The organism is Vibrio sp. S/42/10, assembly GCF_029890535.1.
GTDB classification, from domain to species: domain Bacteria; phylum Pseudomonadota; class Gammaproteobacteria; order Enterobacterales; family Vibrionaceae; genus Vibrio; species Vibrio cyclitrophicus.
In genome coordinates this window covers 140,671-167,052 of sequence record NZ_JAKMZC010000005.1, presented here as the reverse complement: position 1 = coordinate 167,052, position 26,382 = coordinate 140,671, and the positions used below count along the sequence as shown (strand labels likewise).

General features: G+C 41.7%; 22 protein-coding genes. 14 read left to right on the top strand and 8 right to left on the bottom strand.

All coding sequences use genetic code 11. The features are described 5' to 3' along the window. Window positions 1-121 precede the first annotated feature (121 nt). Window positions 122-598 (bottom strand): CreA family protein, encoded by a 477-nt coding sequence (locus L8S15_RS08060; protein ID WP_010429477.1) that lies wholly within the window; start codon window positions 596-598, stop codon window positions 122-124. Between the two features lie 248 nt (window positions 599-846). On the opposite strand from L8S15_RS08060, the gene L8S15_RS08055 reads away from it, so the two are divergent. From L8S15_RS08055 to L8S15_RS08045, 3 genes are all read left to right on the top strand, one after another. Beyond that, window positions 847-1,341: a hypothetical protein gene (locus L8S15_RS08055; protein WP_010429480.1), complete on the top strand. Its 495-nt coding sequence runs from the start codon at window positions 847-849 to the stop codon at window positions 1,339-1,341. A gap of 60 nt (window positions 1,342-1,401) precedes the next feature. Beyond that, complete coding sequence (locus tag L8S15_RS08050) at window positions 1,402-3,246, top strand: HD domain-containing phosphohydrolase (protein ID WP_016794994.1); 1,845 nt, start codon at window positions 1,402-1,404, stop codon at window positions 3,244-3,246. A 325-nt stretch (window positions 3,247-3,571) separates the two neighbouring features. Next, window positions 3,572-4,297 carry an HAD-IA family hydrolase gene (locus tag L8S15_RS08045; RefSeq protein ID WP_016768765.1) on the top strand — a complete coding sequence of 242 codons (726 nt, stop codon included), beginning with the start codon at window positions 3,572-3,574 and terminating at the stop codon, window positions 4,295-4,297. 596 nt (window positions 4,298-4,893) lie between these two features. On the opposite strand, the gene L8S15_RS08040 is transcribed toward L8S15_RS08045, so the two are convergent. Beyond that, a complete protein-coding gene (locus L8S15_RS08040) occupies window positions 4,894-6,324 on the bottom strand; it encodes a methyl-accepting chemotaxis protein (RefSeq protein ID WP_280572476.1) in 1,431 nt (476 codons plus the stop codon). Between the two features lie 148 nt (window positions 6,325-6,472). Continuing rightward, on the bottom strand, window positions 6,473-7,696 hold the full coding sequence (locus tag L8S15_RS08035) for an aromatic amino acid transport family protein (protein WP_016793676.1): 1,224 nt from the start codon (window positions 7,694-7,696) through the stop codon (window positions 6,473-6,475). Between the two features lie 447 nt (window positions 7,697-8,143). Between L8S15_RS08035 and L8S15_RS08030 the strand changes: the two genes are divergently transcribed. The 3 genes from L8S15_RS08030 (at window position 8,144) to L8S15_RS08020 (ending at window position 10,404) form a co-directional block, all read left to right on the top strand. Beyond that, a complete protein-coding gene (locus L8S15_RS08030) occupies window positions 8,144-8,272 on the top strand; it encodes a hypothetical protein (RefSeq protein WP_010429500.1) in 129 nt (42 codons plus the stop codon). 191 nt (window positions 8,273-8,463) lie between these two features. Continuing rightward, on the top strand, window positions 8,464-9,075 hold the full coding sequence (locus L8S15_RS08025; protein WP_102286104.1) for an ACP phosphodiesterase: 612 nt from the start codon (window positions 8,464-8,466) through the stop codon (window positions 9,073-9,075). A 57-nt stretch (window positions 9,076-9,132) separates the two neighbouring features. After that, on the top strand, window positions 9,133-10,404 hold the full coding sequence (locus tag L8S15_RS08020; RefSeq protein WP_102286106.1) for a DEAD/DEAH box helicase: 1,272 nt from the start codon (window positions 9,133-9,135) through the stop codon (window positions 10,402-10,404). A gap of 146 nt (window positions 10,405-10,550) precedes the next feature. Here the strand turns inward: L8S15_RS08020 and L8S15_RS08015 are convergent, their stop codons facing one another. Next, on the bottom strand, window positions 10,551-11,279 hold the full coding sequence (locus tag L8S15_RS08015; protein ID WP_280572463.1) for a TetR/AcrR family transcriptional regulator: 729 nt from the start codon (window positions 11,277-11,279) through the stop codon (window positions 10,551-10,553). A gap of 155 nt (window positions 11,280-11,434) precedes the next feature. On the opposite strand from L8S15_RS08015, the gene L8S15_RS08010 reads away from it, so the two are divergent. Genes L8S15_RS08010 through L8S15_RS08000 form a run of 3 tightly spaced genes read left to right on the top strand, consistent with a single transcriptional unit; the run spans window position 11,435 to window position 16,634 of the window. Beyond that, window positions 11,435-12,523, top strand: coding sequence for an efflux RND transporter periplasmic adaptor subunit (locus L8S15_RS08010; RefSeq protein WP_016768768.1), 1,089 nt, complete (start codon window positions 11,435-11,437; stop codon window positions 12,521-12,523). Further along, complete coding sequence (locus L8S15_RS08005; RefSeq protein WP_280572461.1) at window positions 12,523-13,578, top strand: efflux RND transporter periplasmic adaptor subunit; 1,056 nt, start codon at window positions 12,523-12,525, stop codon at window positions 13,576-13,578. Before L8S15_RS08010 ends, L8S15_RS08005 begins: the two co-directional genes overlap by 1 nt. Next, on the top strand, window positions 13,575-16,634 hold the full coding sequence (locus L8S15_RS08000) for an efflux RND transporter permease subunit (protein ID WP_280572459.1): 3,060 nt from the start codon (window positions 13,575-13,577) through the stop codon (window positions 16,632-16,634). The genes L8S15_RS08005 and L8S15_RS08000 overlap by 4 nt, the downstream gene beginning before the upstream one ends. A gap of 160 nt (window positions 16,635-16,794) precedes the next feature. On the opposite strand, the gene L8S15_RS07995 is transcribed toward L8S15_RS08000, so the two are convergent. Beyond that, window positions 16,795-17,532: an EAL domain-containing protein gene (locus L8S15_RS07995; protein WP_016768771.1), complete on the bottom strand. Its 738-nt coding sequence runs from the start codon at window positions 17,530-17,532 to the stop codon at window positions 16,795-16,797. Window positions 17,533-18,106: 574 nt separating this feature from the next. After that, window positions 18,107-18,742 carry a hypothetical protein gene (locus tag L8S15_RS07990; RefSeq protein WP_010429523.1) on the bottom strand — a complete coding sequence of 212 codons (636 nt, stop codon included), beginning with the start codon at window positions 18,740-18,742 and terminating at the stop codon, window positions 18,107-18,109. 307 nt (window positions 18,743-19,049) lie between these two features. Here L8S15_RS07990 and L8S15_RS07985 point away from each other — a divergent pair, with 307 nt between their 5' ends. The 3 genes from L8S15_RS07985 (at window position 19,050) to L8S15_RS07975 (ending at window position 20,593) form a co-directional block, all read left to right on the top strand. Then, entirely contained in the window at window positions 19,050-19,295 is a 246-nt protein-coding gene (locus tag L8S15_RS07985; RefSeq protein WP_010429527.1) for a DUF2164 domain-containing protein, read from the top strand. A gap of 192 nt (window positions 19,296-19,487) precedes the next feature. Then, window positions 19,488-20,027 (top strand): cytochrome b, encoded by a 540-nt coding sequence (locus tag L8S15_RS07980; RefSeq protein ID WP_010429530.1) that lies wholly within the window; start codon window positions 19,488-19,490, stop codon window positions 20,025-20,027. Beyond that, entirely contained in the window at window positions 20,024-20,593 is a 570-nt protein-coding gene (locus tag L8S15_RS07975) for a YceI family protein (protein ID WP_010429532.1), read from the top strand. Before L8S15_RS07980 ends, L8S15_RS07975 begins: the two co-directional genes overlap by 4 nt. Before the next feature lie 307 nt (window positions 20,594-20,900). Here L8S15_RS07975 and focA read toward each other — a convergent pair whose 3' ends face one another. Beyond that, window positions 20,901-22,352, bottom strand: coding sequence for a formate transporter FocA (gene focA / locus L8S15_RS07970; RefSeq protein ID WP_016768772.1), 1,452 nt, complete (start codon window positions 22,350-22,352; stop codon window positions 20,901-20,903). Between the two features lie 259 nt (window positions 22,353-22,611). On the opposite strand from focA, the gene L8S15_RS07965 reads away from it, so the two are divergent. Further along, entirely contained in the window at window positions 22,612-23,517 is a 906-nt protein-coding gene (locus L8S15_RS07965; protein ID WP_010429535.1) for a LysR substrate-binding domain-containing protein, read from the top strand. 203 nt (window positions 23,518-23,720) lie between these two features. After that, complete coding sequence (locus L8S15_RS07960) at window positions 23,721-24,215, top strand: DUF1097 domain-containing protein (protein WP_010429538.1); 495 nt, start codon at window positions 23,721-23,723, stop codon at window positions 24,213-24,215. Between the two features lie 222 nt (window positions 24,216-24,437). Here L8S15_RS07960 and L8S15_RS07955 read toward each other — a convergent pair whose 3' ends face one another. After that, complete coding sequence (locus L8S15_RS07955; protein WP_016767453.1) at window positions 24,438-26,183, bottom strand: ATP-dependent endonuclease; 1,746 nt, start codon at window positions 26,181-26,183, stop codon at window positions 24,438-24,440. Window positions 26,184-26,382 lie beyond the last annotated feature (199 nt).

Genomic DNA, 26,382 nt, shown 5'->3' with positions numbered 1-26,382 from the left:
TTTGCCGCATGATATCACATTTTATTTCTGTTTCTTTCATTTTTATTACATTTTGAATCACCTGTACAATGTCTGTACAGGTGATTCGCTTGACTATTTACGTAAGACTATTCGCTTGTCGCTATTCTGTTGGTACTAACGTTGCGGGATCAACGTAAGCCTTTGTACCCCATAGCGGAACAGTTGAAAGGCTGTGTTTGAAGCTACCTTCTGTTTCCTTTGTAGTGTAAGACAAGTAGAGCAGTGATTGATTCTCTGCATCGTAAATACGGCGAACCTTCATTGTCTTGAAGAAAATACTCTTTGATTTCTTAAATACCACTTCGCCTGACTTGCTTTTGTCAATTTGAGCAATCATTTCTGGTGTGATTTCACCTGTTTGACGACAAGAAATAGAGCTATCACTTGGATCAGAAAGGCTGAGGTTTGCCTCTATTGATGCGATATGGCAAGTCACACCTGCGATCTTATCGTCATCTAAAGAAGACATCTTGATATCTTTCATTGTGAAGAAACCCAGTGAGACGTCGCCAACCTCGTTGTCCGAACAGCCAGTTAACATTGCGATGATACCTGCTGTTATTAAGGCTTTTTTCATAAGAAGTCCTTTTTATTTATATAGTTCTGTTTACTATAAGGATATTGAAAGCTTGAATACGAGTGTAGAGCTTTTCGTTAAGTTCTTAAAGGATGTTGTTGGATAATGAAAAAGATGAAGCATTTAAAGTACTTGTTGGCTTTGATCATGCTCTGTATCCTTTCTGCTTGTAGTTCGGCACCTCAGTCGACCATATGTCTTCCAAATAACTGTGATATTTGGGGATACTAACCGTGGGTACTAAAAGAATGAATAACGAAATACCTGAAATTGCACACCAGAAAAATAAATGGCTATTTAGTCAACTCGATATTGCATATCCTGCAAAAGAGAGCCTCCTCGGTCGAGACATCTATAAAAACCAACTTTCTCAAAAGACTTACCAACTCCTCCCGCAAGACCAAACTCCTACTCAAATTGATGAATTGCACAAAGTCGACTTCCATAAACTGACCGTACTTTTCTCTCTTAACCAAGCCAGTGCCTATCAAAATGAAACCGAAAGAGCGCACATGTTGGAATTCTTAAGCCAGATAATGCTGTCGGACGAACATGAGCTTTATGTAGGGACAACAAAAGGCGATGTTGTGGCGAGTGCGATTGTGACTCAAGGTGCAAGTTGTCTGTTGATATCGGATGTTGTTAATAAGAATGATCAAGATATCAACGGCTTTGCTAAACAGTTACATGATTTTTGGGCACAAGATCATGCTTCTGGCGATCAAGTATGGGTTGAGAACTAAAGATTCTTTGAGAAAGCGTTAATCTGAGTACAATACCCCATCTTTTAAAAAGGGTTTTGTATGTACAAGCTATTGATATCAATCGCTGTATTGTGTGTTAGCGCTTTTTCTCCTGTTACACATGCTAAAGACTGGGATATTAAACAAATTCTAGTTCTGCACTCCTACGAACCTTCCTACCAATGGACCGCGGATTTCCAAAAAGGAATCGAAAACGCGTTCAAACACTCAAAAGCTGAAATAAAGCTCTCTGTAGAATACTTAGATACCAAGCGTATCCATAGCCCTGAGTATTACGACGCTTTGGCAGCATACTTCGAAACTAAATATTCGGAGTATAAGTTTGATGGCGTCATTGTCACTGACGATAACGCAGCAAATTTTCTTAAGTCGTTAAGCTCAGTGATTGATCGTTCGACACCTGTTGTTGCTGCTGGTATCAATGATATTAGTACTGATATGTACGCGGTCACCGACAAGGCGACCGTGCTGTATGAGAATGACCATATTGATATTAATATTGCGCTTATTGCGCAATTAAGACCAAACCTTAAGAACTTATATTTTGTAAATGATTACAGTGTCACGTCTGAGTTGATACGAAAAGAAGTGCATAAAGTAATGGCTGGATTTCCGCATATCAACTTGATTGAAATTGGAAGTCAAACGCTTGAACAAGCGAGCCAATACTTAAAGACAATTTCTGTTGATGACGCTGTGTTACTCAGTCACTACAACACAGAGCTACATAAAGCAATTTACCACTCTTACAAAGAGGTAGCGGAGATCCTGTCAACTTCGAGCGCGGCACCTGTATTTGCGCTTTGGCAATTTAACATCTTAGGTGATGTATTCGGTGGCTATGTAAATCATTCACAAAGTATGGGGGAAGAGGCGGTCAATGCTTTGGATAAATACGTGCCGCTCGGATTTTCTGCCCCTTTAATTCCGGGTGATAATATACGTTTTGTCTTTAATTACCCTGCAATGAATAAGTTTGGTATTAACAAGAGTGCACTTCCTGAACAATCGGTAGTCATCAATGAACCAGCTTCTTTCATACGTAAGAATTTCCAAATACTGTTGGGTTTGATCATGGTGATTGCAGGGTTGAGTCTGATTATCGTAATGCAGTTCATTACTTTACGTCAGAAGAAAGAGTTAGCGAAGAAGAACAAACGAATCCTAGCCCTTCAGAAGCAGACACTAAATGTTCAAAAGGACATGATTCATGTATTGGGTGAGGCCATTGAAACCCGCTCTGGTGAGACAGGGAATCACGTTAAACGTGTCGCTAAATTATCAGCATTACTCGCCAAGCATCACGGCTTAAGTCATCGTGAGGTCGAGATGATTGAGATAATCAGCCCGATGCATGATGTCGGAAAAATTTCGGTACCGGAATCGATCTTGGATAAGCCTGGCAAGTTAACGCCACAAGAGTGGGAGGTGATGAAATTACATACTACAGCTGGCTACAACTTATTGAAAAGCGGTGCTGGTGACATTACTAACCTTGCTGCGATCATTGCTAACGAGCACCATGAGCGTTGGGACGGAGCGGGTTATCCTAGTGGTAAGGTTGGTGAGGAAATTCATCTGTTTGCTCGCATTACTGCAGTGGCTGATGTATTTGATGCCCTACTTAGTACTCGTTGCTACAAAGAGCCATGGCCATTAGAGATGGTTGTGGACTTGTTTGAGCGAGAGTGTGGTTATCAATTCGACCCTAAGCTGACCAAGATCTTATTGAATCACTTAGCTGAGTTCGTCGCGATAAGAGATACTTATCCTGATACCGAGGATTCACGTCACGTGATCAATTTACAAGCTACTGTCGCTCCAAAAGATGCAACTGACCTACAGCAAACAGTGTCTGCAAAGAGTGAGTTAAGTACTGTGTAGGCGATTGTCGCCATCATTAGCTTAAGCAGATGCTCTCTTTAACCTTTATAACACTCTCCAGTTGGCCTTTTTCTTCAGAACATTAGCCAAGTCCCTTTATATTTTGAACTGATATTCATTTGCTTTTGTAAACATGGCAGCATTTGGTTCTAATAAAGTTGATTTAATTTGGTGAAACCTGTTGCTTAACTTTAGCTATTAAGTGATCAGCTGCATATTTTGCGAAGATAAATAAGTGCGCATCGGTAAACTGTTACCTAAGTCATCTCTAGCATTAAGATAACCCTATAGGATAAAGCTTGGATTTGATGTGAGTGAAATACCTATGCGGCTAGAACAGACTAAATGTGTGATTTTTGATTGTGATGGAACGCTGATTGATAGTGAGAAGCTTTGCTGCCAAGCTTTAGTGAATGTGTTTGCTGATTTTGGAGCTAGTTTAAACGTCAATGATTGTTATGCTCACTTTCAAGGCGGGAAGTTAGCCGATATATTGATGGATACACAGGAACGTTTAGGGCTTTCTATCTCGATCGATACGCTTGAGCCGTTATATCGAACAGAACTAGAAGCATTGTTCCAGCGCCATTTAAAGCCAATGGATGGTGCTATAGAGCTTATTGAATTCCTTAAGCGACAAGATATCGAATTTTGTATTGCTTCCAATGCACCTAAATCTCGAGTTGAATCTTCATTAGCGATGACAGGTATGCTTGACGACTTCAAAGGCAAAGTGTTTTCGGCTTTTGACGCCAATAGCTGGAAGCCAGAACCTGACCTTATTATGTATACAGCTATGAATATGGGCTTTTTACCCAATGAATGTATTTATGTGGATGACACTTTGAAGGGGATTGAGGCTGGTGTGCGTGCTGGTATTCAATCGTTCCGACTGCGCCCAAGTATTGAAGAATTAAGCGTATATCCAGAAGCCGGCTCTACAGAACTAGCGGCTCAGGATATATACAGTTTGGAAGAAATTTCGGTTTGGATTAATGGCAAGCACTGTTCAAGTGGGGGTATACCGAGTTCGGGAGCTTTGGTGGGGTAGAGCCGAGCTCAAGACTAATGACTTTACTAAATTGTTTGGTATGAAAACCGCAAGATGCGCAAGTAAACTTCTCTCCACTTTCTGAAAGCAGATATTCGTCGTGTTGGCATAAAGGGCACGTGATGTTTTCGGTGTTCGGTGCTTCTGTTTTATTCATTATGTGTCACCTGCAGCAAGAGGGTAAGCGAAAATAAGACCCGTACTATTAGATTACTCCTAAGCTCGATTATTAGACAGTTTTGACTGCTTATAATCTCTCCTTTGCGACTAACTTCATGGTAATGATAATCTGATAGTTAACGGGCATACAGGTGGCCATGTTGCATTGTTTTTACTCTGTGAGTTTTCTGAGTAATGGGTTGCTTAGCAGTCTAACGATGTCTCTTTGAAGCATTCTGGACCAATTTTTCTTGTTTATTTTCTGTTTCCTTTACCCGCTATATCCCCAGTACTTAGTATCTTGCGACGCTAAGCTTAGTTATCAATGGTTAATTAGATACACAAAACCCCAATAAAAAAGGACTCTTACGAGTCCTTTTGGGTTAACTGGTTTTGGAACAAGTTGCTTCACGCTGCTTGTCTCGTATATCTCGTCGTTAAGTGCGGTATCTCGCTAGTGTCTGAGACAGAGAAACCGATGCTTCTGTCAGCTTAGATACACCATTTGAAGAATTCTGTGCGACGTCTTTAATTACATCAGATTGGCTGCGAATATCATTAAGCTCTGCAGCAATCGTGTTCGCAACATTACTTTGTTCATCGGCCGAGGTCGCTATTTGAATACTCATGTCCATTAACGCTTGCGCTGAGTCAGCGATAGAGTGAACGTCATGGCCAATATCAGAAATTAGATGACTACTGGTTTGTGCTTGGTCAACGGTTTGTTCGGTAATCTTTGCAATATTTTGGCTTTCTTGTTGAAGACGCTCAATCATTGTTTGGATCTCAACTGTAGCAGACTGAGTTCTACTTGCTAGGGTTCTTACTTCATCAGCAACAACAGCAAAACCACGACCTTGTTCACCCGCACGAGCCGCTTCAATCGCAGCATTTAATGCAAGTAAGTTAGTTTGCTCTGAAATAGCGTTGATCGTCGTGATGACTTCATTAATTTGACTAGTGTTTACGTTGAGGCTAGTAACAGAAGAAGAAGTTTGCTCAATCAAAGAAGAAAGGGTGGTGATCTCTGAGATGGCTTGCTGAACCTTAGCGTGGCTATCGTTAATTTGTTGTGCGTCTTGTTCTGTTTGTTCTGTTGAACGAGCTGAAATATTAGAAACTTCATTGGCTGACGCGGTCATTTGGTCCATTGCTGTTGCAACGGAATCCAGTGACGCGTTTTGGCTCATAATTTGAGTTTCACTGCGTTTCATCTCTGTTTCAAAAGATGCAGACGTTTCGCTTAGTGTCGCAGCGCTGTGGTTTACATTGTCTACGAGCTCGCTAAGTGTGTCCATTGAGCGGTCGAGTGCACAACCAATCGTACCAAACTCATCACGGCCTGGGTGGAAACCAAGTCGTGAGGTTAAGTCACCGTCACCAATCTTTTGAGTGGTTGAATAAAGTACCCAAAGCGCGCCGCCTAAGAAGGTCGCTACCCAATAGCAGAAAATACCAAAAGGGACACACCATAAGAGACTGAGTAAGAAGGTGTATAGTGCTTGTTGCTTTTGCTTTTGATTTTGTGTATTGATATCGGAAACAGTCAGTGAGTAGTAGTTACCATCTTTCGCTAACGCGGTTGCCGTAACAGAACCATTGTTGAGTACATTGGTTTCTTGAGGGCGTGATTGTTGGCGAACTGAGTCGATAGAGGCAGGTGATTCTGATGCAGACAAAATACCTTTAAGTTGATACTCAACCTGCTGTTTTGCACTAGCGTCAATTTGGTCCATTTTACTGACGTAGTTTAAACCAGATAAGCTTACCACTGCGGCCAAAAATATTAAGAAAATGACCCAAAACTTATCGTTAATAGACATTTTGATAAACAACTTGTCTATCGTTCGAAACTGTACTTCTTTCATAAAAACTCCACGGTAAATCCTTTACCGTGGACTCTAAATAACCGACCCTAATAAAAATGTGATCTAATCCAGGTAACTGTGAAAATTAATGATATGGAGATATCAATTATGAGATATCGATCAACTTATTCAATCTCAGATCCCTTTATTAGCCAAGTGACGGTAATAACCCTACTGAAATCAAGATTTGGATAGCAATGATAAATATACCAATAGTGCCAGCTAAAAACAGTGCTTTGCTTCCACCTAATACTTGGTAAGTCGTTCCTGTCCCTTGCGATTGAACAGAGAAGTCAGTGTAACGAATCTTGTAAACCATGACGGTAGGTAAAAGGATTGCCAGCACAGAAAGCGCAATAGCTGCGTAGCCCAATGCTGTGATGAATCCTTGAGGGTAAAACAGAGCAAAACCAAGTGGTGGTAAGAAGGTGATAACCGCTGTTTTTGCACGTTTGCCGTTGCCAAGCTTATTGCTAAGAGAATCACCCATGAATTCAAATAACCCTAAACTTACGCCAATAAAAGAAGTCAGTAGTGCAAGGTCCGCGAATACACCGACGATCACGCTCAGGTTGGATTGGTGAACGGTTTGCGATAGAGATACTAAAAGCGCGCCCAAGCTTGTATCTGACAATAGTTGTTCTTGGCTAATCACACCTAAAGTCACACTCTGCCAGAAAACGTAGATAACTAAAGGTAGTGCTGAGCCAATAATCATTACTTTACGTAAAGAGCGAACATCGCCATCTAAATAGCGAACGATCGATGGAATGCTGCCGTGGAAACCGAAAGAAGTAAATACGACAGGAATTGCTGCAACAATAAGACCTTGCTGCAATGGCATACTCATTAGGTACTGAGAGGTAATGTTTGGTGCTAAGAAACTTAGAACTAAAACCATTGCGATTAGCTTTAACCCAAATAAAACGCGGTTAACTTTGTCGACACTGTGTGTACCAATAGTTACAACGCCTGCAACTAACAGTGTGAATAGAAGAGTGGTGATTTGAGAGTTGAGCTCGATACCCGCGATATCCGAAATACGTTGGTTAAACTGGGCACCACCGCCCGCGATGTATGCCGCACATAAAGCGTAAAACAGAAACATCACCGCGAAGCTCGCAATCCACTTTCCTTTTGTCCCTAAAATTGTGTGAGCTAAAGTGTGTAGGGTTGCGTCAGATTCTGCGAATTGATGAAGCTCTACCATTAATAGAGCCGTAAATGCCATTAATGCCCACAAACCCAACATCAAGAAAAGTGAAGTGGAAAAGCCGATACCTGCAGAAGCAAGGGGAAGAGCGAGCATGCCAGCACCAATTGTGGTACCAGCAATGATCAAAGTACTACCAAAAACCTTTGATTTATTCATTGTATATAATTCTTTACGTTAGAGTGTATTTTCATTGTAATTCTTCTAGCTTAAGTGCATAAACCCAAAGAATATCTCGATTTTCAAGTATTCTGATTGAGTTTAATTCCAAATGCAATGCTTTGTGTAATTAAAAACATCCAGTGTAAATCTTGGTTTACACTGAGGCGTATTTTCAAAAACTTGATGGCCTAAGCAAACGTTTGACTATGATCTGGTTCAAAATTGTTAGAGTAAATGGTTGTACTTAGTGTAAGGTGGCAGTACATATGTCGTTCGCGTATACCCCTTTAGCGTAAAAAGGCGCTGATGACCGCGAGTAGCTTTAAGCTATAAATATGGAATGGGTAAAGTAGAGTGCGTTCATCAAAGTGACATAATATAAGTCCAAGATGGTGCACTAGTTAACAGGACATTATGTCCACACCAAGGAATAGAGGGGGCACTATGAGTGACCAATCTTTTAATGACGAAAGTCTTGAGTTGTTAGATGCCATGGAAATTGGTATTGATTTATCTGACTATGAGCAGACGGTTAAACAATTAGCAGAAGAACTTTTTAACTCTTCAAACTAAAGTTTTATTAAGTTTTGGGTATACTAAAGCTCAATACTTCCATAGCTCAATGTTTCCCAAATTAGACAACTCTTAAACTGAGCAAACCTCATTTGCTCACACGTCAATCAAAACTATCCTCATTAAAGTTCGCGAAGATAAACGAGTACGTTTACCATATTACTTAGTTCTCGATACTTTAATGAGGTTCAATGAACTTTCTCGCACATCTTCACATCGCGCAACATTGCAAGAGTAACTTGGCAGGAAATCTGTTAGGTGATTTTGTTAAAGGCGATCCGAATAAGCATTATTCAACTTCGCTTGCAAATGGCATCAGACTTCATCGATTCGTGGACAGTTACACCGACCTCCATGATGTGTCGCGCTCAGCCAAATCACTCTTTTCAGTTCAAACACGGCGCTTTGCTCCTATTGCTCTCGATGTATTTTGGGATCATTGCTTAGCCAATCATTGGGAGAAATTCTCACAACAGACACTGGAACGTTTTTGCCTGGATTCCCACCAACAAATTTTCGCACATCAAGAACCACATTGGCCTGAGAGTTTTATTACTATCCATCAGAAAATGGCGGAACAACGATGGTTAGAAAGTTATCAAGACATGTCTTCAATCGATATGGTACTGCAACGAATGGCTATAAGAAGGCCCAAACTAGGCATGCTCAAAAACTGTTATGCTGACCTTGAGTACCACTATGATACGTTGCAGTGTCACTTTAATGAGCTTTATCCATTGGTTTTAGAGCAAGCTAACCAGTTTAGTACGCTTCAATTGAAGAAAAATCAAAAGGAAAGGTAAACAGCGTAATGCAGGTTTGCTACAATCCGCGCCTATTTAATCGTTGAGCATCATACTATGTCTGAATCTACCAAATCTTTTAACCAACTTGGATTATCTGAGCACCTTCTTGCTACGTTAGCAGAGCTTAATTTTACGGCTCCTACCAGTGTTCAAGAACAAGCGATTCCATTGGTATTAGAAGGCAAAGATGTATTAGCTGGTGCTCAAACGGGTACAGGCAAAACAGCGGCATTTGGTTTGCCGATTATTCAAAGATTAATCGAGACCAAAGACAACATTATTCCAAATCCAAAGTTAGTGCGTGCGCTTGTGTTAGTGCCAACGCGTGAATTAGCACAACAGGTGTTTGATAACGTAACCGAGTACGCAAAAGGTACCGATATTAAAGTCGTTGTGGCTTATGGAGGCGTTAGCATGAAGGTTCAAACTGATAACCTGCGCGGCGGCGCTGATATTCTTGTAGCGACGCCTGGTCGTCTTATTGACCATATGTTTACCAAGAACATCATGCTAAGCCATACCGAAGTATTGGTACTGGATGAAGCGGATCGCATGTTAGACATGGGCTTTATGCCGGACATTAAGCGCATTCTTTCTCGCATGAACGAAGTACGTCAAACCCTGTTCTTCTCTGCAACGTTTGATAACAAAATCAAAGCGATTGCACACCGTATGATGCAAAAGCCGAGTGAAATTCAAGTTACGCCAAAAAACAGCACTGCTGAAACCGTAACACAGATGGTTTACCCGGTAGATAAGTCGCGTAAAAGTGAATTATTAGCGTATTTGATTGGCTCAAAAAACTGGCAACAAGTGTTGGTGTTCACAAAAACTAAGCAGGGCACTGATGCTCTGGTTAAAGAGCTTAAGTTAGATGGTATTAAAGCCGCATCAATCAATGGCGATAAGAGCCAGGGTGCGCGTCAAAAAGCACTGGACGATTTCAAGTCAGGCAAAGTTCGCGCGTTGATCGCAACCGACGTGGCAGCACGTGGTATCGATATTCAGCAGCTAGAACAAGTTGTGAATTATGACCTGCCATTCAAAGCAGAAGACTACGTTCACCGTATTGGACGAACTGGCCGTGCAGGCAACAGCGGTTTAGCGATATCTTTGATGAGTCAGGATGAAGCTTATCTCCTGGGTGACATTGAGCGATTACTTGATACACGCTTGCCTCAAGAGTGGTTAGAGGGCTTTGAACCAAGCCTTGAAAAAGACGTGGCACCAGAACGAGGGGGGCGTAGTAAGAGTCGTTCATCAGAAAAACGTAAGATGAAAGCAAAGCTAAAAATTCACCAAAACCGCGGTAAAGCGCGACGCTAGTCTTGTTGGAGTTGATGTTTATCGCGTTTATTAATTCGAAAGTATTAACCTGAGCCAATATAAAAATGCCCCATGACTGTGATCAGTCATGGGGCATTTTCGTATCAAGGCAATTTAAATGTCGAGTACAAAGGCCTCAGCGTTACTTAGTCTTGTTCGCACTTCCATACGCAAGGTACGTCATAAACTAATTCTTCGATCGAGGTAGGATTCAGTGCCCATTCTTCATTGATGTTGAACGTGCTGAGCATTTGTGTGTTGAATAACTGCCAATGTTTTAATAATGCTTCTTCAGGTGTTGACTGCATCTCGCCTTCGTTCCATGTGCTTTCCATGAACGGAGTTAGGCATACGGCTCCATGCGCGTACATGATCATTTTCCACTTAATCTCATAAATGTTGATCAAGTTTTCAGGATTCGCCTCATTATACTGCTCAGCTAGCATATTGATTTCTTTTTCAACATTGCCAACATTGTCGATAAAGTAATCAACTAAGTTATCTTTTTGGCGAACAGAGTCGGTGATAAGTTGCATCGGCTTACGTGAGTGAATCATGTTGCTAAAGAGGCGCATACTAAATAAATAGATAGTAATGTTTGGCGCTGCATCTTTTGGAAGCTCATCCATGATTTTAGCAATATAAGACTGAAAATAACCATGTAAACAATCGCTTATAGCATGCCAAATCTTTTCTTTGCTACCAAAGTGGTGGCGGATAAGGCTATGCGATACGCCTGCTTTTTCACTGATGTTACGAAGCGAAACGCTATCATAACCATGCTCACAGAACATATCCGCAGCAACCGTCATGATCAAAAATCGCGTCTCCTCCGCGTCTTTTGCACTTCTTCTACCTTGTTTCTTTTCTGTCATCTTTACTTCACACGTTTACCTGATTACCACATTCTACACTGTTTTTATTAAAATAAAAATACTGCACAGGTGGAAAGTAAAGCTTGAGAATTATCTAATTTTAAATATACTGCCCGCCTGTGTAATAAAACATAATAATTAAATGGAGAAGCATCATGCAATCCAATTTGTCTATCGAAACCAGTTTAAGAAAGAATGCGTTGCTAGCGATCGCCACGATCATGCTTGCGGGTTCTCTAACTGGGTGTAATAAAGCCCAGTCCGAAGAAACTATTCAAGTTGTTAAACCTGTAAAGCTTTTTGAAATTCCTCAACAAAGTGATGTTGACCTAGATAGCTTTATCGCCAAAGTTGACGCAACCGATCGTGCTGCGCTTTCTTTCCAAGTTAGTGGAGACATTGAAATATTTTCTGTTCGAATGGGGCAGGAAGTGAAGAAAGGCCAAGTATTAGCAGCGTTGGATGCAACGGATTACCGAATTGCGCTTGATGCGGCTCAAGCAAGATTTGACTTGGCGAATAGCCAGTTCAAACAAGCTTCAAAGTTATACGCGAAAAAGCTAGTAAGCACTGATTACTATGACCAAGCTTTAAATACATTTACTGCCGCTGAAGTTGAGTTGGACCAAGCAAAAACAAACCTTGGTTACACCACATTAGTTGCTCCATTCGATGGCGTAGTGTCTATGGTGTTCGGTAAGCAATACCAATTAATCGCAGAAAAGCAGCCAGTGCTTAACATTTTGAATCACAGCGAAATGGACGTGACGTTCTCTATCCCGGTATCAAAGCTTGAAGACCGTTCTATTCAAGACCTAACCAGTTCAAACATGTGGGTAGTGATGGATAGCCACCGAGGCATTCGTATTCCCACTCGTTTTAAAGAGATATCGACTCAGCCCGACGAAGACACCAACAGCTATCAAGCGGTTGTGTCTATCGTAAAACCTGACGGGATAAATCTGTTGTCCGGCATGACTGCCCAAGTTGAAGTTCAGAAAAGTAAATCTCAGCTAGGCATCGGAATCGTTGACTCTGCATGGTTAAGCAGAGAAACGAACCACGGCGAGCTTTGGCGTTATAGCCCAGAGTCTCAATTGATTTCTAAAGTACAAGTATCTCTTGACCCACAAGGCAACGTTATTGATGGCTTGTCTCCTGGCGACCTTATCGTTGAAGCGGGTGTCGATGTTTTATCTGAGGGCCAGCAAGTCAAGGCGTGGCAACGTGAGGGCGGTATTTAATGAACCTTTCTAAATTATCATTTGTCGTAGCATCTACTTTGTTTCTTCAAGCCTGTAACAGCGAGGCTGATCACCGCGAGCAACCTTCTCTTTTCGTTTCTACCTTTGAAGTTGGTGCTCCTCTCACTGAACAGTTCAGAAGCTTTAACGGTCAAGTGATGCCTGCTGAGTTAACGCCTTTATCTTTTAAGCTGCCTGGTGAAATTAAGCGAGTCTTGGTCGAGGCCGGAGACAGAGTAGAAAAAGGGCAATTGCTCGCAACGCTTGATAACGATACCTACCTGCAAGGTTTGACGGACGCTAAATCTCAATTTGAGCTAGCGAGTAAGCAACTTGCGCGTGGTACTGAGATGTTCAGCAGCAAGATGCTATCTCAATCTGAACACGATCAACTAACCGCTAACTACAAATTGGCATCGGCTAACTTGGCTGCGGCAGAGCGTAAGCTGAGTTACACCGAGCTTTTAGCACCATTTTCTGGAACGGTTTCAACAGTAGATAAACAGCGCTTTGAAAATGTAACACCGGGTGAAACTTTATTGAGCTTGTATCAAAACGAAAAGGTGTATGTGCGAATTCAAGTCTCAGATTCAATCTTAGCGTCAATCAGCCCAAATATGCGGTCAAACAGTTACCGCCCTCAAGCGACTTTCGGTGGGCATACTGGTCAATATCCATTGACGTATTTAGAACACACCAGTGAATTACACCCACAATCTCGTTCTTATGAATTTTGGATGCAGATGCCACAACCTAAGAACGAAGTTTTACCAGGTACAAGTGTTACGGTAAATGTAGATATGGCTAAAGCGGGTCTAAGTGATGTTCAAGGCTATGAATTACCAATGACAACGCTACAAGCTGGGGGTGAAGCAACCCAGTTTTTTGTATGGAAACTCGAAGATGGACAAGCGTTCAAAAGCGAAGTTGAAGTTGAAAAGATCAGTGGTAAAGGCGCACTTGTCGCTCACGGTGTTGAGCAAGGTGATCAACTCGTAAATTCAAATTTAAGAAAACTCCGTGACGGAATCAAATTGTCAGGAAAAGCAGAATGAACATCGCAGAATATTCAATAAAGAACAAAGTAATCAGTTGGTTGTTTCTCGTCATTTTGGCCATCGGTGGTGTCACATCTTTTGGTAATCTATCCCGTTTAGAAGACCCAGCTTTTACCATCAAAGATGCCATGATTATTTCAACTTACCCTGGCGCCACATCAATGGAAGTTGAAGAAGAGCTGACGTATCCACTTGAAAAAGAGATAAGACAGCTCCCTTATATCGATAAGATTACGTCGACCTCATCGAGTGGCATGTCTCAAATAATGGTCAGTATGAAGATGGACTACGGTCCGGACGAGCTACCACAGATTTGGGATGAGATGCGTCGTAAAATTAATGATCTTCAACCTACGCTTCCAAGTGGTGTTAATTCTGTTCAGATTATCGACGATTTTGGTGATGTGTTCGGTGTCATGATTATGCTAACGGGGGACGGTTATGATTCTGTTGAATTGAAGCAATACGCTGACTACCTAACACGTGAAATTGAACTTGTAGAAGGCGTTGGGAAAGTCAGCATTGCCGGTGATCAACAAGAACAAATGTTTGTTGAAATGTCACTTGAACGCTTAGCTGCGTTGAACTTAGATATGTCGACCGTAACCTCCTTATTAGCACAGCAAAACAGTGTGGTATCGGCTGGTGAAGTGATGCTAAACGGTCAAAGCTTAACGATTAGACCTAATGGTACGCTCAATACCGTTGAAGAACTTGAAAACCTGATCATTCATGGTCGTGACACGGGTAACTTAATTCGCCTTAAAGATGTCGCTGATGTTACGCGTGGCATTCAAGAAAAGCCTGGCAATGTGCTTACTTACAACGGCAAGCCGGCTATAAACCTAGGTATCGCCTTTTCGTCAGGTGTAAACGTAGTCGAAATTGGCAATGCGCTTGATACGGAGTTGGATCGCTTAGAAAGCATTAAACCTGCCGGTGTAGAATTGAACTACTTCTATAACCAGGCACAAGAAGTAGACAAATCAGTTGCAGACTTTTTGATTAGCTTAGTTGAAGCGGTTGCTATCGTTATCATTGTGCTGCTGTTTGCAATGGGTTTACGCAGTGGCTTAATCATTGGTTTGGTACTTTTATTGACGGTGTTTGGTACCTTCATTCTTATGGACTACAACGATGTAGAACTGCACCGTATCTCACTGGGTGCACTGATTATCGCATTGGGTATGCTGGTGGATAATGCGATTGTTGTTGTTGAGGGTATTCTGGTTGGCTTGAAAAAAGGTAAGACCAAACTTCAAGCAGCGAAAGACATCGTGACACAAACACAATGGCCACTATTGGGTGCGACCATTATTGCTATCACAGCCTTTGCGCCTATCGGCTTGTCGAAAGATGCAACAGGTGAGTTCATGGGCTCGTTGTTCTGGGTACTGTGCTTCTCGCTATTCTTAAGTTGGGTAACGGCGCTAACATTAACGCCTTTCCTTGCTGAAATGTTGCTTAAAGAAGAAGACAAAGTTGATGAAAACGAAGACCCTTACAAAGGCATCTTGTTCGTTGTATTTGGTGTGTGTCTGAAAGTAGCGCTTCGATTTAGATGGCTTACTGTTGTCAGTATGGTTGCGCTATTAGCAGTTTCCGTAGTCGGCTTTGGGATGGTGAAACAGCAGTTCTTTCCACCATCAAACACACCAATGTTCTATGTAGACATGTGGATGCCGGAAGGCACTGATGTTCGTGAAACGATCAAGCAGACCGAAAAGGTTGAAAGTTATATTCGCCAGCAAGATAACGTGGAGTTTGTGACAACAACGGTTGGGCAGGGTATGCAACGTTTTGCGCTTACATATCAACCAGAGAAAAGTTACGAAGCGTACAGTCAGCTACAAATTCGAACGACTGACCGTGACACCATGTTTGAAGTGCTAGAAGAGTTAGACAAGGACTTAGCCAACCAATTTGAACAACCGACGTTCCAATTCAAATTGATTGAGTTTGGCCCGTCACCAGCTTCAAAAATAGAAGCACGTATTAGTGGCGCAGACCCACAGATACTTCGCAGCATCGCGGTTCAAGTAGAAGATATTTTGTTAGCGGATCCGGGATCTCGAAATGTTCGTCATGACTGGCGTGAACGTACTAAAGAGTTAGTGCCACTGTTCAATGAATCAAAGGCTCGTCGTCTTGGCATTTCAAAGACTGATTTGTCTGAGACGTTACAAATGGCATTTGGTGGTTACAACATTGGGTTATTGCGTGATGGTACTCATATGTTGCCTATCGTAGCGCGTTTGCCTGAAGCCGAACGTTTTGATTTTGAATCACTGAATAATGTGAAAATCTGGAGTCCATCGTTGCAAACATACATTCCCGTTGAACAAGTGATCGATGGGGTTGAACTTCAATGGTCTGAACCGCTGATTCAACGTCGTGACAGAAAACGCACGTTAACCGTACTTGCCGACCACGATGTGTTGGGTGACGAAACGCCAGCTAGCTTGTTCGCTAGGGTAAAACCAAAGGTTGAAGCACTCGTTCTACCTGCAGGTTACGAGATTAGTTGGGGTGGCGAGTACGAAAGTTCCAAAGATGCGCAAGAATCTCTATTTGGTTCACTACCAATGGGTTACTTGCTGATGTTTATCATCACAATGCTTCTGTTTAACTCGGTTCGTAAGCCGCTTGTGATTTGGTTTACGGTTCCACTTTCAATCATTGGTGTTTCGATTGGTTTGTTAGGTACCAATATGCCATTCAGCTTCACTGCGTTCTTAGGCTTACTAAGTCTAAGTGGCATGATTTTGAAGAATGGTATTATATTGCTTGACCAGATCAACACTGAATTATCAACCGGTAAAGACCCATACTTAGCGGTTGTGGATAGCGCGATCAGCCGTGTGCGACCGGTTTCTATGGCAGCGTTAACGACTATCTTAGGCATGATACCTTTGGTATTTGATGCATTTTTTGGCTCGATGGCGATCACCATCATGGCAGGCTTAGGTTTTGCTACAGTACTAACGCTAATAGTAGTACCAGTGATGTTCGCTATCCTTTATAGAATCAAACCGTCCACTGCGGGTTATTAGGGATTGATATAAAACAGATTCTTTTAAGCCAGCCCAGTCATCTTGACTGGGCTTTTTTATAAGTGCTAAGGCTAAGCGTTAAGTTTATAAAAGAGAGTTAACCAACAGGAGTTAAAAAGCCGCTAATCAATGGAAAAGCAGCTTCTATAGATAAGCGGTTTTAGATAGCGAGGCGTATATCCAACTCAATCGGCTGTGGCATGGCTAAGTGGTAGCCTTGATACATATCGAAGCCTAAACTTTGCATTGCAACGAGTTGTTGCTGAGTTTCAATTCCTTCAATTACGGTCTTGGCGCCAATTTGGTTAGCAAGCTCTAGTACTAAGGTCATTTCACGAGTGTTGCCTTTTTCGAAGTCGAGCATAACAGATCGGTCTATTTTTATTATATGAGGATTGATATGACGAACGCGTTGCTCGGTTGAAGCTTGTGTTCCAAAATCATCGACTGCGATTTGAAATCCATTTTGTGCGAGTGAGTGGGCGGCGTCTTTCAAGCGCTCTTCACTTTCTGCATTAAGTTCAACCAATTCCATTACTATTTGAGACGATGATAGGTTAAGTTCATGGAGGCGTTTAGCCAACAGACTGTCGCTTACTTTTTCTGCGGCAAACAGCTCACCAACGTTCGGGAGCACGTTCAAAAACAGGTGTAAGTGACGAATTTTTGATTGTGCAAAGTTGCGGATATGGATAGCTCTACTCAGCCTTTCTACATTGATCTTATCAACGCATAAAGTTTCGTCGGAATGGAAGAAGTGATCAGGACGAACAATTTCACCCTTGCCGTTCGATAGGCGAACTAAAGCCTCTACGCCTATCTGAGCCATAGAACAATCAAATATCGGTTGATAGACACTTTTAAGTGTTAGATCTTGGTATTTAGCAATAAACTGCATATCGGTATCCACGGATATACAGCTAATAAATTCACTTCTGTTTGATAGAATCATAGTCGTTAGTAAAGGTGTTTATTCAGTGACGAAAACATTCGCCATGGCTGTCACAATATTGACAGGTGTTAGTAAATTGTCAATTAATAAAAATTCATTTACAGCGTCAATATTTAAATAAATATAATTAACGAAAAATCAGGATGATAAATGATATCAGTAATTAGTCTCAATTATCACTTCCTGTCGTTTCATTGCTGCAGTGAATTTAATGGCTAAGGAACCTATCGCATAGTAACCACACCTAATATAAGGCTAGAGCACCAGTACACCAGAGAAAACTAGGGTTAAAGACTTAGATTTTGGGAGGGCATCAAAGTTAAGAATTAAAGAGACTGTACCAGTTACATAGAAATGATATCTATCTCTCATAATCGATAAAGTTAGCGTAAAGGTTATTAATCATTCAAAATTGACATTTGGATAATTAATGAACACAAGAAAAGTTTTCGGTTATAAAATACTTTGTGAAAGTCAAAAATTTACTTTAAATATTAAATTTAAAAATTGACTCGTATTCTTATTGCCATTGAAGTACTGCATAAAGTTGTAAGTATTTACGAACTAATTGTTGATTTCCTGACCGTTTTAAAGGATGTCCGAATTTAATAAAGCACGGGCTAATTCTAAAATTACGATTTAAATCAGTAGCAAACTGAGATTCGCTCTCTCTTAATGTGATGCCCTGTTGGTTGTATTCGGATATTTCGTCAGGCAACTCTCCCATCCACCAGTGCAAAAGCTCACCGCTAGTCTTACTTCTGCTGATCCAATGGTCAGAGACAATAATCAAAAGATCGTTAGGTTGAATGGCAAATCCGTACTCTGATTGCCATTTATGAATGTCTAGCATTAACTTTTTGCGGCACGTTTTTCCGGCGCTCACCATATGATGGCTAATCATCCAAACCGTACCAATTTCAGAAGAAATTCGGAAGTGACGAGGGCTATCACCAGAAGAGAACATTTCGAGTGGGCTGATGTTGCTCACATGATTAAAACTCACGAAGGTGTGTTCCATTCGTCGAGCAAACGCTTTTCCTATGTGGTGTTCACTGATCCCTTGGTTGTGTACGGTAGGGTAATGGTGTTCACAGAGCTTTAGACAGTCGTCTTGAAATTGATTAACGCTTTTAATCACGAGATCTAATAACAATGAAGTCCCTTATACATAGTTACTATCTTATTGATGGGCAATAGTACGGTAATTTGTGTGCCATTACCTATGAGCAAAACGTGAGTTCTTGATCCCTCTATCAAAATTAGCTATTCCAAGTCTTTTTTATGGATAGCACTGGCAGTCTAGTGGTCTGTCTTCTAAATTATGTGGAATTATAGTGAGTTACTAGGATTACAGTGAGCAACCAGAATTGTAGCCATCTCTCATTATCAATTGCGTTTAGCTCACCTAATCTTAGTCAGCTAATCACAGTTCTTCTACTCGTATTTATTCGGAAACATTTATGACTATTCAATTAGATTCAAAACAAAAGTCTGAGCTTACTGATGCTCTTCAAAAGTATCTGCAGGATGAGATCGATATAGAAGTAGGGCAATTTGATACCGAGTTTATAGTGGACTTCATCAGTAAAAAATTTGGTGCGATTTATTACAACAAAGGGATAGAAGATGCTCAAAAAGTGATGGAACGTAAAATGTTAGATATTGCAGATGAGCTTTACGAGATTGAACAAATCGTTGAAATTTAAAAACAATGCGCGTTGTTCAGGTAAAAGAGCGACTGGTTCAAGAAAATAGTCACTTGTTCAAAAAATTTGAATAACTCGTTTAGATTGAAATGATGTAACTAATGTAAAGCTTGGTAAATAATATGTTACACAAACTTGGTGTAGGGTACGCTTTTTAAAACTACACTACTCGTTAACATTCGGAAAAGATGCATGGACAACAACGTTAGAAATTACAACCCTTTAGCACGAGCGATGCATTGGATTTCAGCTCTAGCAATTTTTGGCTTATTTGGTGTGGGCCTGTGGATGGTTGATCTTTCGTACTACAGCGAGTGGTACAAAACAGCACCAGACTATCACCGTTCGGTAGGTATTCTTTTAGCTACAGTGACCGTTGTTCGCTTGCTTTGGAAACTAGTTACCACGTCACCCAAGGTGGAAGGTAAAAGCTATGAAGTCGCAGCTGCTAAGATTGCTCACGGTTTTATGTACATAAACTTAGCGGTTTTATTTATTTCAGGTTATTTGATTTCTACATCAGATGGTCGCGGGATAGAGGTATTCAATTGGTTCACTGTCCCAAGTATGGGCGAACTGTTTGCAAACCAATCTGATCTTGCAGGAACGATTCACTACTACGCTGCATGGGTACTGATCATTATGGCATCAGTACACGCCTTAGCGGCGATAAAACACCACGTTATCGACAAAGACGATACGCTACGAAAAATGATAGGAGCTTCAAAATGAATAAGTCAATTATCGCTACAGGATTAGCATTTGCTATGGCAATGCCTTTCGCTGCGAACGCCGCTGATTACGTGATTGATACAAAAGGCGCACATGCTTCAGTTAATTTTAAAGTTAGCCACTTAGGTTACAGTTTTATCCAGGGTCGTTTTAATACGTTCTCAGGTGATTTTTCATTTGATGAAAGCAATATTGAAGCATCAAAAATAAATGTAACTATTGATACAACAAGCCTAGATTCAAACCACGCAGAACGTGATAAGCACATCCGTAGCTCTGACTTCATTGATGCAAGCAAATTTTCAGATGCCACTTTCAACAGCACAAAAGTGGTTGATAAAGGCGACGGCAAACTTGAAGTAATGGGTGACCTTAAACTTCATGGTGTCACTAAGCCTATCGTTATCGAAGCTGAATTTATTGGCGCTGGCCAAGACCCATGGGGTGGTGAGCGTGCTGGTTTCGTTGGTACGACTCGCCTAGAACTTGCTGACTTCAATATTCCTGTAATGGGCGCTTCAAGCTATGTCGATATGGATTTGCACGTTGAAGGTGTAAAGAAGTAATCTAGCTATTCACAATGGTCGTCTGATATCAACATTTTAAGAAGTATCAAAAGTTTAATTGATATCAAGAAAGCGACAGTTAGAAATAGAGAAAGGCGCAAAGTTTTCACTTTGCGCCTTTTTTATTGAGATAAATGGCAACGCGTTTAGGTCTGTTTTGTGTCAAACCTTTTGTTACGTCAAAAGCCACCATTTGCCTCTAGCCAGTCAACGTTGCTATGACTGAGTTATCCAGTTGAACTACTAATCCCTAATAGTTCAGCTTTAGATTCGTTAATCTGTTTCTAGCTTTGCAAGTAGCCGTTAGTTAAGCCGTTTCTAGCTCAGCTTGTGGAACCACGTTTAGTCGGTCGCCATAGATAGGACGCAGTGCTTGCATAACTTCAATGCGAGTCAGTACACCTACCATCACGCCATTTTCTAACACTGGAAGCATGTGTGGTTGGCTTACTTTCATCGCTTTTGCACGCTCTTCTAGAGAAAGAGAAGTCAGGCGAGTGGCGAAGCCCATACTTGTTGTTGGATATAGTTGCTCTTTGTCGATACATAAGAACTCAGCAACATCGACTAGCTTGTCGTTAGCATCGATAGCGACTACGTCACGACTCATTAGGTCTACCACTTTTTGACCTTTAGTAGGGATGTAATCCTGGCACCATAGGTCAACCATTACGTCATGAACAGAGAAGATACCTACAAGGCGGCCTTCAACATCACAAACAGGAGCGCTAACAAGTTGAGCGTCTAAAAGTGTATCAATTGCAACAGAGGTAGGCATTTCTACGCTAAGTGTAATTGGTTGAGTGTTCATTATTTGCTTGATAGTAGTTGCTGTGTTCATAGTGATTTCCTTAACTGACGTGATTTCTGTTGTTTGTGTAATTGCTGTAATTTTTGTTGCTTTAAGTTGTGGGCGACGGTAGATGCTCCAATTAGCTAAGCCGACTAATACCGAGCCACCTACGATGTTGCCTATTGTCACTGGTATTAAGTTTGCGGTAACAAATTGCACGACATTAAGGTCTGCGTACTGAGCTGGTGTCGCGCCAATCTGCATCCAAAAACTCTCTGGTGCGAACGCTTGAATCGTGATGCCTAGTGGAACCATGAACATATTTGCCACACAGTGTTCAAAGCCTGAGCTAACGAACATCGCTACGGGTAATACGGTCATCATTGCTTTAGTCATCGCATTCGCAGAACTAAACGTTAACCAAATTGCTAAACACACCAGTAAGTTACAAAGCACACCTAAAGCAAAAGCTTGAACAGGGCTGTGGTGTAGCTTGTGCTGAGCAATGTTAAGAGCGTTTAAGCCCCACTGTCCGCCATCAAGTTGATACAAGCCTGCGGCGCTGACTAACGCCAAAAGGAACATCGCACCAACAAAGTTACCTACGTAAACCTTGCCCCAGATTGAAAGCATCTTGGTGAAAGTAATCTGCTTGTTTGCCCATGAGATGCTTGATAACACCGAACTGGTAAACAGCTCACCACCACAAATAACAATTAAGATTAAACCCATACTGAATGCTAGGCCGCCAGCTAAGCGACTTAATCCCCATCCCGCATCAGCGCTACCGGTGGTAACCGTGATGTAGAATAAAAAAGCAAGCCCTATGAATGCACCAGCCATGATTGCCAAACTCAATGTCATGCTGCTGGTTTTACTTGCCTTACTTAGTGCAAACTTCTCTGCTTCCGCCATCATTTCTGTTGGTGAGAACAGTTGATGATTTTCAGAAGTGCCTGTTGCCATATTCCCCCCTTGAACAATCCGTCATGTTTAATTCCTAGTGTTAATGACTGAGTTAATCAGTAGTGTTTTACAGGGCTCGTTGTGTCCTGCCATTACAGATTAGGGGGTTGAGAGGTAGAGGTAAAATTGATAATTTTTAGAAACCACATCAAATTTATTGATATAGATTTGGTTACGCGTAGAATGAAATTGATTGCTCATCGGCTTTATAAAAAACGAGCATTTGGACACAAATAATTAGAAGCATTAAGGATCAATTTTGCGTTATTCATTGAAGCAACTCGCGGTATTTGATGCAGTAGCAGATTCCGGGAGTGTTAGTCAGGCAGCAGACAAGTTGGCGTTAACTCAGTCGGCGACAAGTATGTCTCTTGCACAGTTGGAAAAAATGCTTGGCAGGCCTTTGTTTGAAAGGCAAGGCAAGCAAATGGCCCTTACTCATTGGGGCATGTGGTTGAGACCAAAAGCGAAGCGTTTACTGCAAGATGCGCAGCAAATTGAGATGGGTTTTTATGAGCAGCATTTACTGAGTGGTGAGCTCAAATTAGGTGCAAGCCAAACCCCTGCGGAACACCTCGTCCCAGATCTCATCAGTATTATTGATAACGACTTTCCTGAGATGCGAATCTCACTTGGGGTGCAAAGTACGGATGCAGTAATAGATGGCGTATTAGATTATCAATACGACTTGGGCGTAATCGAAGGTCGTTGTGACGACAACCGTGTTCACCAAGAAGTATGGTGTACTGACCATTTAACGGTGGTTGCGTCGGCTCATCACCCGTTTGCCAAGCGAGAACGAGTAAGTTTGGCGCAATTAGAGCAAGCGAAGTGGGTATTACGCGAGCACGGCTCAGGTACCCGCAAAGTTTTTGATAGCTCTATTCATCATTTAATTGGCGATCTCGACGTTTGGCGAGAGTACGAACACGTTCCTGTTTTAAGAAGTTTGGTTGCAAACGGCCCATATTTAACGTGTTTACCTTATCTAGATGTCGAACAATTTGTTGAGTCAGGCCAACTGGTGACGTTGAATGTTCCTGAGCTAGAAATGGAAAGAACGCTGTCCTTTATTTGGCGTGCTGACATGGCAGAGAACCCACTCGCTGAGTGCATTAAGCGTGAAGGTAAACGCATGATGAAAGGTAAACGGTCGGTTCTGTAACCTAGATTTGATAAAATACTAATAACCAAATATGTTGAATAAGCGATTTCGGTCTCTATATAGTGATAAATGCACATTCGCATACATTATTAATGTGATCATGATCGGCTAAATCAGAGCTCTCTTCACATAATATACTCACTTGATTTTAAGTGAGGCTAAATCCGGTTGTAGAAACCCTACAGTTAGGCTTTAGAAATAGTATGAGTACATTAGTCGCGATTTCATTAACAACAGGTATCTTGTCAGGTCTATGGGGGTGGATTGCTATCTCTTTCGGTCTGTTGTCATGGGCAGGTTTCTTAGGTTGCACCAGTTACTTTGCTTCGCCAACGGGCGGTGTAAAAGGGCTAGCAAGCAGCTTATTAACCAATATGACAGGTGTATTCTGGGCAATGGTGATTATCGAAAGCTCAACCTTCGCAGGTCTAGAGATTTTAGGCTATATGATTACCGCTATCGTTGCTTTCTTTATGTGTATTCAAGCGAAACAAGCGTGGCTAGGTTATATCCCCGGCACCTTTATTGGTTGTTGTGCTACGTTTGCTGCAGGTGGCGATTGGCAACTTGTAGTGCCGTCTTTGCTGCTTGGTGGTGTATTCGGATACTTGATGAAAGCAACGGGGCTATGGCTTCACGAGAAATCGACTCAATCTTCGGAAGTTGTTGAACAACACGCTAAACAGGCAAAGGCTTAATAAATACGTTAAGTATTGACGCTTTAGTCACGGTTAACTCTTGCAAGATAATCCCCAATTAATTTGTATATCGATTTATACAGGCACACCGTTTGGTGTGCCTTTTTTGTTTGATTGTTATTGTGATAATAAGCTTAAGTATTTGTTTAAAATTGAAATTATAACATCGATCAGACAAATTGAATGCTAGGTGCTAGGTGCTAGGTGCTAGGTGCTAGTTATTTAAGTATTCCCGTTTGCCATAGTGATGACGCGTTTTAGGGTCCACCTCAGCAATAATGGAATACATTCTTGCCCCTGATTTTCGCAATGAGAAACTATCGCCAATGCAAGGTCGGGTTTTGCGTGTTTTTTGAGTACCTTAGCGACTACTTTCTTTGGAGGAATAGGGTGATCGTATGGAATTTTCACCATGTCACGGAAAAAGTTCTCGAAGCCGTTCATATACAAGTAATGTTCTATGTCTTTATCAGGTAATTCAGTTAAGCGGTGTCGTTCTTGGTCATTACCAAGCTTTGATAAAACGGTCGCTGCGTATTTTTTACCTGCCGCGTCGCCATCGGTCACTACATGCCAGTCGATACCAAACTCTTGTGCAACCTTAATGAGCGCTTTAAGACCTGACTGAGCGAACTCGATAATTTGAACACCTTCAGCGGCAAGGTTATAGCCACATTGGTTAGCTAATTCGTTGAATAACCAAACTTCGGTTTCACCTTCCACTAATAACCAGCAGCGGGCAAACAATGCACCAGAGCGGTGGAAACGAATATGGAAACCAATTCGTCTCAACTCATCTTTGCTGAAGTGATTCATGTTGAGTTGGTTAGCGATGGTTTTGTCTGAATGGCGAACCAATCGACGAATCGATTGTAGAGGTACCGCAGCTAGAAGGTCACCACTGTTGGTGGTGAGGATTTTCTGCATCGGTAATTTCTGCATCAAGCTCCAAGCCCTTGCCAAGTGCGTTGGGTGTAAGCGGCCTTCTGGATCTTCGAGGATCAAAAGGGGGCGTGCACATCGCCTTAATTCATTCGGCCCTTTTGCTTGAAGGTAGGCATTGAGCAAACCCATGAATAATAGGCGAGTTTGTTTGTTTTTAGTTTCTTCTACAAGCTGATGAATGCTCTTATCGTTTGCGCCTGCAGAGTAGAGTAAACCGTCCCTCGGTTTTCTAGGGTTGCGGCGAGCAGTGCTTTTGAAAGAAAAGTAATGCTCAATTAGGCTTTGCATAGACTCTAGACTGCTACGCATTTCGCCTTTGTTTACATGGCCAGGGATTGCCATCAATCGTCGGCATGTATTATCAATTCGTTTCTCTATTCGAGCTTGACGCCCATTGCTATTGTGCCCGTTTCCATGACCAGTACTGGCGTGGCTATTCGCGCTACCATTTTCGTTGTTGCCGTTACCATTATGCCCATTGGTATGGAGATGAGCATTGTGGTTGAGTGATTTACTATTGAAAGGACGATCAAAATGTCTTGCATCACGCAGACGGATCACTGGGTGCAATGTCATCAACTCTTGAGCGAGCTTTTCAGAATGGTGCAACTTTAGTGGGTTTCCCTCTATATTTAAGAAAGCATAATGAGTGGTGGCTTCATATTGCTCTAACGTCGCACTGATTCGGTAATAGATACGGAACACACCGAACTCATCTTGAACCCAAATGGGTTTTAGTTTGCGATAACGCCCGGCATTTAGTTCACTTTTATCGCTGGCTTTTAATGCGAGAACTATTTGGAGGTGTTGAGATTGTGGGTGTGAAACAGAGTAATCGACATGAAAATCGGTCATTTTAAAATGATATGGAACGCCATCTGATGGAAGTACGACGGATAGAGCATCCAATAATGAAGACTTGCCCCAAGTGTTTTCACCAATCAGCGTGGTTAACTCATCAAACGCAAGAGACATGCGCTTTATACCTCGAAAGCCAGAAATCTCGATTCTTTCTAGTTGCATAGGCTTACTCCTAACGGAAGGCTCTGCTAATTGTTTGAAAGCTAACAGATATCTTTAATCATAATCGAAAAACACGTGTTCAGTATGTTCGCTTGTCACAAAAACCGCTCTTTATTAATACGGTGCAAAATCAGATTTTTGATCTATATCGAGTATTTTTTTGCAGTGCAGTTTCATAAAATTCACGATTCTGTCATGA